Here is a 14,372-nt window from a genome sequence, read left to right on the forward strand (position 1 = left end):
GGCGCGACCCATTGCTATGGTCATAGCAGAGTCTCCGAGTAATTGATTATCAACAGAACTATTGATCAGGATTTAGTCCATTGCTCTCAATCTAGGCTTTCATACTCTATGAGCAGAAAATGCCAAGTTTTATGAGCAGATGTTACTTTTCTTTACTGTCTCATCATTATATCGATAGAATTCTGGTTTTTCCATCCCGATTCCATGTCTTAATCCAGATAATGTTTCAGAAACGTTGCAAAAACAGCAGGTTTTTCGTAACTATTCGCTTTGCAGGATGGGATCTGGCAAAAAATTGGGTGCCGTAGGCAGCGTTCTCCGTAAAAACCACGCCTTGACAAAATAGATCGGGTTTACATGGGGTGCTTTCGTCGAACTGGCTTTAATTTGAGATACTTGAAGAGTGAATGACTGAGATCGATTTCTAGAGAAAGTATGTACATTATTGACCTGGCTCTAAAAAATACACCTTCAATGTTGTCGGTACAGCGTAAAACGCAGGAGGGTGCGGATGCGGTTTATCAGCAGGTGATGGATGCAATTCGATCGGGTAGCCCTGCTTTGCTTGAACTTACGTGTGAGCAACAGGTTGGCAAAAAGATTGCGGTGATGGTAAGTGAACTGTCGGGAGTTCAAGTAGCAGAGAAATCGGGAAGTGGAACCAGTTCGGGGAGAGTGCCCGGTTTCTTTGCGCTAAGCGAATAATTGGGTCGTTCTCAAACCTGATGTTGGATAGAACTGGCAAAGCCAGTTCCATCCAACATCAGTCCCTCAGTCCTCTGAATCTATAGCCGTCCTAAATCAGTCGTAAGATCAGCGGGTTCTGGGAAGCGCACTCCTTTGGGGTGTGCCTCTCATAGGCGATCCGAAATACGACATATCCATTTTTTAACAGCAGCAATTTTATGAGCGAGTTGGCGATCGCCATCCATGACCTATGTTTTGGCTGGTCGAATACAACGCCTGTATTAGATCAGTGTTCGTTAGAGATTCCCAAGGGCGAATTTTGGATGCTGTTGGGTACCAATGGCAGTGGCAAGTCAACTTTACTCAAATTGCTATCGGGCTTACTCCATCCCCAATCGGGCACGATCGGGATTTTGCCCACGGTTGGCTATGTGTTTCAAAATCCTGATCATCAACTGGTGATGCCAACGGTTGCCGCCGATGTTGCCTTTGGGTTGGTCGAAGAAAAGTTATCCATTCCCCAGGTTCGGCAACGGGTAGAAGAAGCACTGGCTGCCGTCAATCTCTGGCATTTACAGCGACGACCGATCTATGCCCTCAGTGGCGGACAAAAGCAACGCATTGCCATTGCTGGGGCGATCGCCCGTCATTGTGAAGTATTGCTGTTGGATGAACCCACTGCGTTGTTAGACCCCGATAGCCAGCTTGATTTAGTCGAGCAGGTGCAACGCCTGGTCAAGGAGCGGCAGTTAACTGCGCTTTGGGTAACCCATCGACTGGATGAATTGGATTATTGCGATGGTGCATTTTTGTTAGAAAACGGTCGAGTGGTCGATCAGGGCGATCCTCAACGCTTGAAGCAACGGCTGATGCAGGTGAAACCAGAGTCCTGATCTACTCTATAAATCTTGGGTGCGCGGCGTTGCCACGCACCCACAGATAAACCCTTCAGTTTTACTTATAAATAATCTTCAGAAAAGAGTGTTGGTTTACACAACTCAATCAACGGGGCATCATATAAGAATATTAAAAATATGAAACACATCTCTCTAAACGTCTCTTGAAAGATTTAAACCATGCCACGCTCTACTCCACAAGCGATTCTGCTGGTTGATGGCTACAACATCATTGGAGCCTGGGCAGGCTTGAAGCGGACACGCGATCGCACGGGGTTAGAAGAAGCACGGAGAGAATTAACTGAGGCATTGGCGGGGTATAGTTCGTTTCAGGGATACGAAACCAATGTAATTTTTGACGCCCAGTATCAAGGCAATCCCGGTAGCCGCGAAACCATCACGCCCCATCTGGCGATTTGCTATACCGATTTTTTACAAACTGCCGATTCTTATATCGAACAGGCATGTGCCAAATTTCGTCACGATGTCCGGAAATTTAGCCATCGGCTGATTGTGGCAACGTCTGACCGGGCACAGCAATTGACCGTAACAGGGTATGGTGCCGAGTGGATGTCGGCACAACGGTTGCAGGCAGATGTCGAGTTGATGACCCATCGCATTCGATCGCAGCAAAACCCGAAAGGACGATCGCCCAGTCGGTTTTTGTCACATTCGCTCGATCCCGCTTCCCGTCAGCGTTTGGCACAGTTGCGATTGGGTCAAAGTGCCGATTAAATCGGTGCGATCGCCATAGCCAGCCAGCCAGCTTTAAAGAAATTCAAAAAAAAGATGGATCGGGGCTTGCCAAAGTGTCCTAATTCTAGATACTATTAGATTCGCGTTCCTCAGTAGCTCAGTGGTAGAGCGGTCGGCTGTTAACCGATTGGTCGCAGGTTCGAATCCCGCCTGGGGAGTTTTAATGACGTCGAGTTTTGAGAGAGCCTTTTTAAGGTTCTAACTCATGGCTTGCAGATAGGGTAAGTAGGATGGGTGACGCGATCGCGTCACCCATTCTTATTTTTTAGCCTCAGTGGTTTTGGTAGATGGCTAGGCGATCGCTCACTTCATCCCTTTCTTTAGCTCATCCGCATGGTTAATCCCGAACGCTACAGCACTCCGCCGATTGATAACATTGCGAACGAGGCTAACAGGTCTGATGCCCATTGGCGATCGCTCTGGTCCCTTGACCCGACGGTGATTTTTCTCAATCACGGATCGTTTGGGGCGTGTCCGATACCCGTGTTAGCCCACCAGCGATCGCTACGTGATCGACTGGAGCAGGAGCCCGTGCGATTTTTTGCCCAGGACTATGAAGTGTTGCTTGACCAGGCACGGCAAGACCTAGCCGATTTTGTCGGGGCAGACGCCGCGAATCTTGTATTTGTCCCCAATGCCACAAGTGGCGTCAATGCCGTATTGCGATCGCTGACCTTTTATCCCGGCGATGAATTACTGACCACCAACCACGAATACAATGCCTCACGCAATGTCTTGAATTTTGTTGCCGAGCGAGCCGGAGCAACAGTGGTGGTGGCAGATATACCCTTTCCCGTGCAATCCGCTGACCAACTGGTGGACGCCATCTTAGCCAACGTCTCCGCCCGAACGCGACTGGTGCTATTGGATCACATCAGTAGCCAAACTGCCCTGATTTTTCCAATTGAACCGATTGCCCAAGCGCTGCAAGCACAAGGCATTGACCTGTTGATCGATGGTGCCCACGCTCCCGGTATGATTCCCCTCCATCTAACAACACTGGGCGTCACCTACTACACCGGCAACTGCCATAAGTGGTTATGCGCGCCCAAAGGAGCCGGTTTTTTGTATGTCCACCCCGATCGGCAAGCCGACATTCGCCCCACCGTGATCAGCCACGGAGCCAATTCTCCTCGGTGCGATCGCTCCCGCTTTCAGTTGGAATTTGACTGGATGGGGACAGGCGACCCCAGTGCATATTTGAGCGTGCCAGAAGCCATCCGGTTTATGGGTGGGTTAGTGCCGGGAGATTGGTCAGGATTGATGCAATGGAACCACGAAAAAGCAGTATTGGGGCAAAAAATCCTCTGCGAAGCCCTGAAGATAGACCCACCCTGCCCACCCCAGATGATTGGCTCAATGGCAACCTTACCCTTACCCGATGGCAATGTAGAGTCGCTGTATCAGGAATTGAGCGATCGCTATCACATCCAGGTGCCGATCATCCCCTGGCAACCCTCCCCTCAGCGACTTATACGGATTTCTGCCCAACTGTACAACAGCCCTGCGGATTACGAAGCCCTAGCCAATGCCCTGATTGAGATACTTCCCTAGGGCTTGTTGAAAAATAGTTTCATGGTTTTGGCTGGCTGTTAGCTATTAGCTATTAGCCAACAGCTAACAGCCCAGCTCATGTTATACCAATTTAATTAGCAATCGCATCAGATACCGTAGGGGCGCATCGCGATGCGCCCCTACACTAGATTGGTGTGCCGTGGAGTCTGTTTAAATCGGTATTATTTCTTTACAGTTCCCTAGATCCCCGACATTTCCCAAAATGCTGAGAATCTCGACCCTGGTCATGTGATTCTTACCGATATCAGCTTCGGAGGGGGTCTGGGGGAAGCGCCTCGTCCCCCAGTGGGGGTTTGGGGGCAAGCCCCCAAGAAAAGACTTCCTTCTGACTCAATGACCCGTTAAACGACGAGATTGGGGGACAAGAAATAAATCCGTTAGAGTAGTGAAAATGAATCTGCTCAGAGACAGATGGCAAGAGTTGCGCTAGTAGTGGGCACAGGCGAATATACCAAAGGCTTTAACCCGCTGCCAGCGGCTCCCAAAGATGTTGAGGCAGTTGCTGCCGTATTGCACGATCCCACGATGGGTGGGTTTGATCACGTCACCACGTTAATCAACCCACAACACACCAAGCTGAGTGAAACGATCGAAACCTGGTTTCGAGAACGGCGCAAAGACGACCTGGCATTGCTTTATCTCTCCGGGCATGGCATCAAAGATGATCGATCAGAGCTTTACTTTGCTGCCTGCAATACCCGCAAACAAAAAGAAGAACTGGTGCGTTCCACAGCGGTTCCGGCAAACTTTGTGCGTGACTGCATCCGCGACAGCAAAGCCAAACGGCAAATTATTATTCTCGACTGTTGTTTTAGCGGCGCATTTGGCGACCTGCTTGCCAAAGACGACGGCGGCATTGATCTAGGGGGATTATTGGGCGCAGAAGGACGGGTAGTGATGACCTCCTCCAGTTCTATCCAATATTCCTTTGAGCGACGAGACGGTGAACTGTCTATCTACACCCATTATCTGCTGGAAGGCATCCGCACCGGAGCCGCCGACATCGATAATGACGGCGCAATTACGGTACAAGAACTGCACCAGTATGCCAGCCGTAAGGTGCAGGAAGAATCGCCCGCAATGACACCCAAAATCATCGTCCTCAAAGACGAAGGCTACCGAATTCGGATTGCCAACGCACCCCTGGGCGATCCGAGGGTGAAATATCGCAAAGAAGTTGAGGCGATCGTTCAGGAAGATGGTGATGATATTGACGAAATCTTCAGCCGTCCGGTTTTAGAAGAATGGCAACACAAGCTAGGGCTAAGTGATGCAGAGGCATACGCGATCGAAGCAGAAATCCTAGAACCGATTCGGCAACGGCAGGCAAAACTCGATCGCTATCGCCAGGTGTTGACCCGCGCCCTGAACCACAAAAATCCCTTAGGAGAACGAGAACACAAACGCTTAAAGCAATTGCAACAAGTCTTGGGGTTGCTGGATGAAAACGTACAGCCAATCTGGGATGAGGTGTATGTTTCTGCCAAGGCACGAGAGTCGAAGGACAACCGATCGCCTGTGCAGGTGCAAGATACGGATCAAAATCGATCGCCTGTACGGGCGCATCATTCGTCATCTAATCTACCTTCTGTAAGGGCGCAGCATTCGGCAGAAGACTTATCACCCACCTCCCAGAAATCTAAACCGAATGCCGCGCCCCTACAAGCCCCGGAATTGGCGGATGATCTGGCATCGGAAAAGGGGATTGATTATGGCAAATTGCGAGATCTGCTGAAGGCAGGACAATGGAAAGAAGCCGATCGGGAAACCGCAACCCAAATGCTAAAAGCGATCGGGAAAGGATCATGGGCTAAGGTCGAGAACGCTGATCTGTTGAATTTTCCCTGTGTGGATCTAACAACGATCGATCGCCTCTGGGTGAAATATAGCCAGGGCAGATTTGGGTTTAGCGTACAAAAACAAATCTATGTGGAATGTGGTGCTAAACTTGACGGCAAATACCCTGGTGACGAAATCTGGTATAAGTTTTGCGATCGCGTCGGCTGGCGTAAGGATGGCAGCTGGTTGGAGTATAACAAGCTAAACTCCTCTCTTCCCTCTGCCCAAGGGATTTTCCCATTGGTTTGGTTGTGTGTGGGGGGGGTTTTTGGGGGGCTGGGGTGGCGGTGGTTTTCTTCTCTCGCATCCAGACTTGTAGAGTGTAACAGGTAAGGATTTCACTCCGATAAAAAAGTTTTATTTCAGACCCTCGACCTACGGGAAATCAGGTATTTCGAGAATCTGTTACCTGGCACCGAGGCTAAGTGGTATCCGAAAATCTGGGTGCCACGATGTCAAGATTCAAACAGTTTGCCAACAATTTTTTCGCGACATCTTGAATGCGATGCAGCGGAAGCTGCCATTCCTCCCACAAATTCATTTGTCCTGGGCTTTTCTGCTGAGATTTCTTGTCCACATCCAATTGACCTTTAATCTGGGATAGTTTCCATCTCATCTGCAATCAACGACTGAAACTCGTCACCACAGTGAGTATGCAGATAAATTGTTGCTGCCAAAAACTCTGCCAAAATTTCTGCTTGTTGTTCAGGGGTGAGGTGAGGCAGTTGAAGTTGATTGATCAGGGTTGTGATATTGCGACATTCTTCCCCTAACTCATGAATCAAATGCCGCAGAGTCGTATTGGTAATTGGGATTGGGCGATCGCTAATTTGCATCATTATTTCCCCAGTCGTCTACGAGCTTGCTGGATTCCTTTCTCAAATGCATCTTCAGACTAAATGGCGCGATCGCCTCTTCTGTCATGCAACCTACTCTTCTGAAAATGCCATAAACTCTTCATCCGTCCAGATTTTTCGTTCATTGGCTAGCGTCATACCCGATCGCTCCTCTGGCTAGGATCTGCGGCATTTTTTAAATTCTACTCGTCGCGTTTACGGATCAGACGATTGCCAGCCGATCGCAGGAGCGCCATAATCTTTTACGAACGCTCATGCGGAGATTGGTTGACATTGAAGGTTTTTGGCGATCGCCCCTGGAGGAATATTGGGTTACTGCTGGTCTGGATGGCGATCGGAGTAGGATTGCGGCTGGTTGGATTGACGACAAAGCCCTTATGGACAGATGAGTTTTCTACGATCGTCTTTAGCCTGGGGCATTCGTTTCAACCGATCCCGCTTGATCAGGTGATCCCATCGGCGCAATTGTTAGCACCGTTGCAGGTAAATCCCCCAACCAGCGTGGGTGCAGTGGTGCAGCATTTGTTGAGCGAGAGCAATCATCCGCCGCTGTACTTTGTCTTGACCCATCTTTGGCTCAACTTTTTTCCGGCTGTAGATGGCTATGTCTCCGTGTTTGCCGTGCGATCGCTAGCCGCTTTATTTGGGGTGCTCAGCATTCCAGCTGCCTATGGTCTGGGTTGGTTAGCCATGCGATCGCCTGTGGTAGGACACTTAGCCGCCGTGATCATGGCAGTGTCGCCGTTTAGCATTTATCTGGCGCATGAAGCCCGTCACTATACCTTGCCGATTATCTGGGTGATGGCATCTCTGGCATGTTTACTGGTCGCTGCGAGAAAGGTGCGCGATCGCCAGCCTCTGCCGTTTTTGTGGGTGGGCGTCTGGATTGTGGTCAATAGTTTAGGAATTGCCACCCATTACTTTTTCATTTTGACGCTGGCAGCAGAAGGGCTGGTGTTAGTAGGTTTGGGCTTGATTTTGAGTGTCCAGAAGCAAATGGGCGGGTTTATTCTGGGGTCGTCCCGGTTGGGATTGGCGATCGCCGGAACGGCGGTGGGTGGAGCCGTCTGGTTGCCCTTTCTCAGCACTGTACAGAATAGTGACCTGACAGAATGGCTATATCGGCAGGGATTTGGGTCAGCATTTATCGATTCCATTGCCCAATCGATCGCCGGATTGATCACGATGCTCTATCTTGCGCCCATTCAAGCACCTGAGGAAATCATCAAACGTATCTCCGGCACCATTTTAGTCGGGCTGCTGCTGTGGACGTTGCCGAAGCTGATTCGCGGCTGGCAAATTCAGGCAACCCAATCGGATCACCGCTTCTCGATACAAATTCTGGCAAGCTTTGTCACCGCAGCGATCGCCATTTTTCTGGGCATGACGTATGGATTGGGGATGAATTTACCCAGTGCCTTTCGGTATAACTTTGTCTACTTTCCAGCCGTAGTCGTGTTGCTGGCGATCGCCCTGGCACCTGCCTGGGAGAGGACTCAACTGTCTTTACTGAATCAGCAGAGTGACGGGTTTGATCCCCCCTCGCCCCCCTTCAAACGGGGGGAATTGTGGCGACGGGGCTGGCGATGGGTATCAGGGAGCGGTCAACGAACGGTGATCCTGATTCTTTTCTTCAGTTTTTTAGGCGGATTGACTGTTTCGCTTGACCTGGCATACAAGAAACCCAACCGTCCTGAAATCGTGGCTGCCGAGATTCGCGAAGATGCCGCTGACAGCCCCAGCACACCGATCCTGATCGCCATTCCCCATTACACCCACGGGCAAACGGGGCGGCTGATGGGGGTTGCCTGGGATTTACATCGCCATGGGAGAGTCGCCACCGATCCCCAATTTCTGCTTGCCCAGGAACATTCTGCGTCTCATGCTTCGCTGCAAATCTTGCAGGATGTTTTGCGCAACCAACCGCGTCCATTAGATCTGTGGCTATTAAATTTTCCAGACTTGCTGGAAGCCGTAAAACCGCGATCGCCCCTGCGAGAAGTCAATTGTGTGCCGCGATCGCAACTGGATGGCATCGATGGCTATCGCTATCAACGCTATCGGTGTTTTCCCCTCAAGTCCTAGACTAAGAATCGTGGATTTAATAAAACGGAAGATTTATTTTTGGAAGCGCGGCAGAGCCGCGCTTCCAAAAATATAGCGGTACGCATTAGGGTTAGGACGGGGTGCAGGGGTGGAACCCCTGCGTGGGGGCACCGCCCCCACCCCCCCGATGTCCTAACTAGATTGCGTAGAACCATAAACGTCCGGGTTTTAATTAATTTGTGATCCTAAGGAACGGGGATTGAAGTCAATGCATTGTGTGGCTCTACGCCAGATACCAGATGGAGATCAGTGGGCAAGGGTATGAGATTGAAAACGCAGCGTAAAGGATTGGGCAACTTCACCCTCCTGAGTTTGATCTGGCTGGTGGGAGCCACGATTAATTTGACCTGGCTGATGCTCGATCGCTCCGTCCCATCCTGGGATCTGGCAAACCATCTGACGGGGTCGCTGAATTATTGGTGGACGCTGCACAATGCCCACTGGTTTTCAGGAGAATGGTGGACAGAACTTTGGCGGCTGTCGTCCAAATATCCACCCCTGGTTTATATCTCAACCGCGCCTTTTATCGAACTCTTGGGTCGGGGCATTGTCCAGGCAACGGCAGTCAATCTGCTGTTTAGCGCAATTCTACTGGGTTCCATTTACGGATTGGGCAAGCATTTGTTTCATGCCCAGGCGGGATTATGGTCTGCGGCATTATGTGTGCTGTTTCCCCGCTTTTATCGGGTGCAGGTGCACTATCTGATCGACTATCCCTTAACCGCGTTAGTCGCTGCCAGTTTCTTTTGTCTGACGGTTTGGCGAGATGCTAAATCTCCGCTGCGGCAATGGCTCTGGGCATTGAGCTTTGGGGTGTGCCTGGGCGGTGCCCTGTTTACCAAACAATCTGCCCTATTTTTCCTGTTGATCCCATTGCTGTGGGTGAGTGGCACGGCCCTCTGGCAACGAGACTGGGGACGCTTAGCCCAACTGGGGTTTAGCCTGTTGATTTGTTTGACCATGCTGGCTCCCTGGTTTACCACCAACTGGATTTTTCAAATCAGTGTCTGGCTGAATGCCAATGTTGATCCGGCAATGTCGGAAGGCGATCCGCCGACCAATACCCTGGCTGCCTGGACTTATTACTGGAATGACCTGCCTAGAGCGTTGACGGTGCCTTTGTTAATCGTGCCGTTGGTGGGGTTGCTGCTGACCTGGAGTGGTCGATTTAGCACGTTTCGCGATCGCCCTTTGGCGTCCTTCTCCGGCTACTCGACCTCTGGTAACCCAGCGATCGCCTTCCGCTGGCTGGCGATCTTTTTGGTCAGTGCGTATCTGATCCTGTCTGCCATTTTCAATAAAGATCATCGCTATGTCATGCCGCTACTGGCGGTCTTTTCCGTCGTGTTGGGCTATGGCTTGAGCCGCTGGCAGGGTCGCTGGCGGGGCGTGTCCTGGGCAACGGTAGGGTTAGCGTTCGTGTTGATGCTGCTCAATCTCTTTCCGGTGGGTGGGATGGTGGGTAACGCCCTGACTCAGGCACTCAGTCCCCAAGCAGCGCGCTATCCCTATCTCGGTGCAGACTACCCCCATCCGGAGGTGATTCAAGAAATTATCCGCACCCAACCCTATCAACGGCATACGTTAGCGGTGTTACACGCAACGGCAACGTTAAATGAAAATACCTTTAACTACTACGGCAACCGTGAAAATTTTCAGGTCTACGCCCGTCGGCTGGGCAATTCCGATCGCTTTTTAGATCAAGACTTGCGATCGCTTTCTTGGTTCGTTGTCAACCCCGGCAAATTGGCAGGCGAAAGTGGCAACGTTCGTCGCCAACGGGCTAAGTTTTTAGAACGGGTCGAACAAAGCGTGGCATTTCAACGACAAAAAACCTGGGATTTTCCAGACGGCGATCGCCTCTATTTATTTCGCCGCAAACAGCCGTCCGTTACCGTCCAACCCCTCAACACGCCCAACTCAAGGGATCTATCCACCATTCGATTGGTCAAAGTGTCTGTTCCCGCCCAGGTTCCTGCCACGGCACCGATTCCAGTCACGTACGAATGGGCAGGGTCGTGGCAAGATCTGCATGACGGTCTGGTGTTACTCACCTGGCAATCTCAAGCCGACCCAGCTCTGCCCAATCCTACCCCAACCTCCTGGATTCACGACCACGCCATTGGTCTGGGTGAGCTGCATCCTGGTGCCATTCAAGCCAATAGTCAGACCATCAAAGCGGCTGCATCCGTCGATCCTACCCAGGCATTTCGGGTGATTGAACGAACTGCCATGTTGCCGCCAGCCAATGCCCCACCCGGCATCTATACGCTTCAGGCAACGTACCTGAATCCATCGACAGGCGAAACCTATGCGATCGCCCTTCCTGACACTAAACTGACCCTGACCCCTACAGCCCCTCCGGTGGCAGCACCCGACGTAGATCGCGTCTCGCAATTGCGCCATCTAGCACTGACCCTGCGAGAGGGGACGCCAGCACTGGAAGATATTTTTGAGCCAATCGGACGCTTCAATATCTACGATCCTGTTCAGAGCTATATCATCCAGGCAGAGCAGACGTTAAGCTATCGACTTCAGCAAGACCCCAATCGGTTGGACTATGCCTATGCCCTAACCCTGGCTCAGGCATTGCAACGTCGAGCCAAAGCAGCGATCGCCAGTCTCGAACAGGTTGTCCGGCTCGATCCCCAAAATCCCTATGCCTACGCCTATCTAGCCGCTGTGAATCTATATGTTTTTCGACCGGGTGCCGCGCAGGTAGCCCTGAAAACCGCTCGATTGTTGCAACCTGACTCCCCCGAAATTCAGGCACTCAGTGCCGCTGCCTATCTGATGCAGGGCAATCTCTGGCAAGCATGGCAGTATGGGCGATCGGCACGAGCCAGCCAGCAGATGAATTCGCAAACCCATCCCTCACCATCTATAGCAGCCGAGAGGCTGGTTGAACGGGGTGCAGGGGTGGAACCCCTGGCTGGGGGCGCAGCCCTCACACCCCCACTGTCCTGACCATCTACTTAATTGCCATAACCCTTGAGGACACGTTAACCATGACCCCTTCCGATCGCATAATTCCCGTGGCATTGACCATTGCCGGGTCAGACAGCGGCGGCGGCGCAGGAATTCAAGCCGATTTACGCACCTTCGCCTTTCACAAAGTCCACGGCACCAGCGCCCTCACCTGCATCACAGCACAAAATACGCTGGGAGTAACTCGGGTGGATGCACTGCCAGCTGCCGCCGTGATCGCCCAAATCACGGCAGTAGTGGATGATATCGGCGTCCAGGCTGCCAAAACCGGAATGCTGCTCAACCAGGAGATTATTGCTGCCGTTGCCCAGCAATTAACAGACGTGCCAGTAGCGCATCTGGTTGTCGATCCGGTCATGGTCTCTCGTACCGGCGCACAATTGATCGATGATGAGGCGATCGCCACCCTCAGAACCAACCTTATTCCCCTGGCAACATTACTCACCCCCAATCGGTACGAAGCCCAGATCCTCAGCGGTTTAGAGATTACGACGTTAGAGGATATGCAAACGGCAGCTCAGCGCATCTTTCAGTTAGGCACTCAGGCAGTACTGGTGAAAGGAGGAGGCATGGTTGGTGAGTTGCGAGGTGTAGACGTATTTTTTGATGGCGATCGCCTGGACACGCTCAAAACAGACCAGGTTACCACCCACGACACCCACGGCACCGGATGCACGCTCTCAGCTGCGATCGCCGCAAACCTTGCCATCGGATATCCCCTGGTTGAAGCGGTTCATCATGGCAAACACTATGTCACAGCCGCCTTGCACCATTCCCTTCGCATTGGCAAAGGGCAGGGTCCCGTCGGACACTTCTTTCCACTCATCCGTTAATGTCCGTTAAGCTCACCCCCAACCAGGCTTTGAACTGTTGGTCTTGTGCAGGGGTCGGTTGTTGGACAACAACCAGATCGTAGCGACTGGGGCGAGGCTCAATTAACGCGATCGCACAGGTTCTGAGTTCGTCCTGATGGAAGTAGGTGAGCTGAAGGGTATCTCCAACCGCATAGTCTTTCAGGCGATCGCCCAATTGTTCAGCCGTCACTCGCAGACCATCGATCGCCAACAGCTCATCCCCAGCATCTACCCCTGCCCGCTGCGCCGGAGAGTCGGCTTCCACAAATTTAATTACCTCGCGCCCCTGTTCTGTTTTCACCGTCATTCCCATAAACGGTGGGCGATCGCTGGTATCTTCTGGACGCAATTGCAACCCAAATGGCTTGAGATAATGATTGAAGGGCAATTCCTCAGTGGTATGCAAATATCGCTTAAAAAAGTCCGTTAAATCTACCTCAGCAATCGATTGGATGACTGCCTCTAATTCTTCAGGGGTAAAGCCAACTTCAGGTTGCCCAAACTGTTGCCACATCTGCCGCATAACATCATCCAGCGATCGCCGACTGTCATGCTGCGCCCGAATTAATAGATCCAGCAACAACGACACCATTGCCCCTTTGAGGTAATACGACATTTGCGAATTATCACTGTTCGCATCTCGTCGATAAAGCTTAATCCAGGCATCAAAACTAGACTCACTCAGAGGTTGCACCCGTCGTCCCGGTGTCGTCAAAAATCGAGTAATTTCCTTACTCAACTCTCGCAAAAATGTTTTGGCATTGTACACACCGGCTCGCAACGGAACGATCAAGTCGTAGTAACTGGTTGTCCCTTCGCTAAACCATAGAGACGGCGTATAGTTTTCAGCATCATAGTCAAACTGTTCTAATGCCTTTGGGCGGATCCGCTTCACATTCCAGAGGTGGAAAAACTCATGCGCCACCAGTTGCATAAAGCGCTGATATTTTTCAGGAGTGCGAAACCCAAACCTTGCATAGTTCAACGTACAAGAATTCTTATGCTCCAGTCCACCAAATCCTTGCGAAGACAGATGCAACAGGAATAAATAGCGATCGTAGGGTAATCCGCCAAATAAATCGGCTTCTACCTGAATAATTTTGCAGGTGTCTGCGATCATCGGCTCTACGTCCAGATTCCCTTCCCCCCAGATCGCAAACTGATGCGGCTTGCTCAACACTTCAAACACATGAATCTGATGCACTCCCACTTCAAAAGGGCTATCCACCAACACATCAAAGGTTTCAGCAACAAACGTATTGACCCGATCCGGAACCGCCGGTAACGCCGTCGTCACCTGCCAACCAGGCTGAGCAGGTGACACGCTAATCACCATCGGACAATGCTCAAAGCCAGGAATATAAAAGCAAAGAGCCGCCGGATTAAAATAGCCATGAGAACTATCCAGATGATTTGTGCGAACCGTCAGTTCATTCGCAAATATCTGATAGGACACCGTCACCTCAGACACTCCTGACGTTTCAATCTGCCAGTGATTTTTGCTAACTTTCGCCCATGCCAGCGGTTGCTTTGCCAATACCTGAAAATTTTGCAACTGCCGGGAATACTCGCGCACCAAGTAAGATCCTGGTGTCCAGACCGGCATTTTTAAGTCCAACACATCTGCTTGCCATCCGCCCACCTGCAACGTGACTTCAAACAAGTGAGACTCAGGACAAGGCATTTCAACCCGATACTCAATACTCAAATCTGTTCGAGAGGAAGTCGTAGGTGACACTTGAAAAGTATGCATCTTGTGGGGAATCAGTGTGAAAAACTTCCCACACAATAACCTATCTCTGGGAATCTTTGCT

10 protein-coding genes and 1 tRNA gene are annotated in these 14,372 nt (G+C 51.1%); 9 read left to right on the forward strand and 2 right to left on the reverse strand.

Annotated features, from left to right (window positions below; genetic code table 11):
• Window positions 1–435: 435 nt before the first annotated feature.
• The 6 genes from ACR6Z4_RS21645 (at window position 436) to ACR6Z4_RS21670 (ending at window position 6,086) form a co-directional block, all read left to right on the forward strand.
• Complete coding sequence (locus tag ACR6Z4_RS21645) at window positions 436–705, forward strand: UPF0367 protein family (protein WP_479719401.1); 270 nt, start codon at window positions 436–438, stop codon at window positions 703–705.
• A 200-nt stretch (window positions 706–905) separates the two neighbouring features.
• Window positions 906–1,580, forward strand: coding sequence for an energy-coupling factor ABC transporter ATP-binding protein (locus ACR6Z4_RS21650; protein WP_479719402.1), 675 nt, complete (start codon window positions 906–908; stop codon window positions 1,578–1,580).
• Between the two features lie 183 nt (window positions 1,581–1,763).
• Entirely contained in the window at window positions 1,764–2,318 is a 555-nt protein-coding gene (locus ACR6Z4_RS21655; protein WP_479719403.1) for an NYN domain-containing protein, read from the forward strand.
• A gap of 107 nt (window positions 2,319–2,425) precedes the next feature.
• Window positions 2,426–2,497: transfer RNA gene (locus ACR6Z4_RS21660), tRNA-Asn, on the forward strand.
• A 175-nt stretch (window positions 2,498–2,672) separates the two neighbouring features.
• Complete coding sequence (locus tag ACR6Z4_RS21665) at window positions 2,673–3,893, forward strand: aminotransferase class V-fold PLP-dependent enzyme (RefSeq protein WP_479719404.1); 1,221 nt, start codon at window positions 2,673–2,675, stop codon at window positions 3,891–3,893.
• Between the two features lie 432 nt (window positions 3,894–4,325).
• Window positions 4,326–6,086, forward strand: a complete 1,761-nt coding sequence (locus tag ACR6Z4_RS21670; protein WP_479719405.1) for a caspase, EACC1-associated type — start codon at window positions 4,326–4,328, stop codon at window positions 6,084–6,086.
• Between the two features lie 257 nt (window positions 6,087–6,343).
• Here the strand turns inward: ACR6Z4_RS21670 and ACR6Z4_RS21675 are convergent, their stop codons facing one another.
• Window positions 6,344–6,592, reverse strand: a complete 249-nt coding sequence (locus ACR6Z4_RS21675; protein WP_479719406.1) for a hypothetical protein — start codon at window positions 6,590–6,592, stop codon at window positions 6,344–6,346.
• A gap of 285 nt (window positions 6,593–6,877) precedes the next feature.
• Between ACR6Z4_RS21675 and ACR6Z4_RS21680 the strand changes: the two genes are divergently transcribed.
• The 3 genes from ACR6Z4_RS21680 to thiD all read left to right on the forward strand — a co-directional run bounded on the left by ACR6Z4_RS21680 (window position 6,878) and on the right by thiD (window position 12,537).
• Complete coding sequence (locus ACR6Z4_RS21680; RefSeq protein ID WP_479719407.1) at window positions 6,878–8,695, forward strand: glycosyltransferase family 39 protein; 1,818 nt, start codon at window positions 6,878–6,880, stop codon at window positions 8,693–8,695.
• 282 nt (window positions 8,696–8,977) lie between these two features.
• Window positions 8,978–11,683, forward strand: a complete 2,706-nt coding sequence (locus tag ACR6Z4_RS21685) for a phospholipid carrier-dependent glycosyltransferase (protein ID WP_479719408.1) — start codon at window positions 8,978–8,980, stop codon at window positions 11,681–11,683.
• 41 nt (window positions 11,684–11,724) lie between these two features.
• Window positions 11,725–12,537, forward strand: coding sequence for a bifunctional hydroxymethylpyrimidine kinase/phosphomethylpyrimidine kinase (gene thiD, locus ACR6Z4_RS21690; RefSeq protein WP_479719409.1), 813 nt, complete (start codon window positions 11,725–11,727; stop codon window positions 12,535–12,537).
• On the opposite strand, the gene ACR6Z4_RS21695 is transcribed toward thiD, so the two are convergent.
• Window positions 12,527–14,311, reverse strand: a complete 1,785-nt coding sequence (locus ACR6Z4_RS21695; RefSeq protein ID WP_479719410.1) for a M61 family metallopeptidase — start codon at window positions 14,309–14,311, stop codon at window positions 12,527–12,529. The genes thiD and ACR6Z4_RS21695 overlap by 11 nt on opposite strands.
• Window positions 14,312–14,372 lie beyond the last annotated feature (61 nt).

Source organism: Calyptranema fuscum S582, from assembly GCF_055793305.1.

What these genes read in the sequence shown, in the direction of transcription:
- ACR6Z4_RS21645 (WP_479719401.1), top strand. Translation starts at nt 436, where the DNA reads ATGTACATTATTGACCTGGCTCTAAAAAATACACCTTCAATGTTGTCG.
- ACR6Z4_RS21650 (WP_479719402.1), top strand. Translation starts at nt 906, where the DNA reads ATGAGCGAGTTGGCGATCGCCATCCATGACCTATGTTTTGGCTGGTCG.
- ACR6Z4_RS21655 (WP_479719403.1), top strand. Translation starts at nt 1,764, where the DNA reads ATGCCACGCTCTACTCCACAAGCGATTCTGCTGGTTGATGGCTACAAC.
- ACR6Z4_RS21665 (WP_479719404.1), top strand. Translation starts at nt 2,673, where the DNA reads ATGGTTAATCCCGAACGCTACAGCACTCCGCCGATTGATAACATTGCG.
- ACR6Z4_RS21670 (WP_479719405.1), top strand. Translation starts at nt 4,326, where the DNA reads ATGGCAAGAGTTGCGCTAGTAGTGGGCACAGGCGAATATACCAAAGGC.
- ACR6Z4_RS21675 (WP_479719406.1), bottom strand. Translation starts at nt 6,592, where the DNA reads ATGATGCAAATTAGCGATCGCCCAATCCCAATTACCAATACGACTCTG.
- ACR6Z4_RS21685 (WP_479719408.1), top strand. Translation starts at nt 8,978, where the DNA reads ATGAGATTGAAAACGCAGCGTAAAGGATTGGGCAACTTCACCCTCCTG.
- thiD (WP_479719409.1), top strand. Translation starts at nt 11,725, where the DNA reads ATGACCCCTTCCGATCGCATAATTCCCGTGGCATTGACCATTGCCGGG.
- ACR6Z4_RS21695 (WP_479719410.1), bottom strand. Translation starts at nt 14,311, where the DNA reads ATGCATACTTTTCAAGTGTCACCTACGACTTCCTCTCGAACAGATTTG.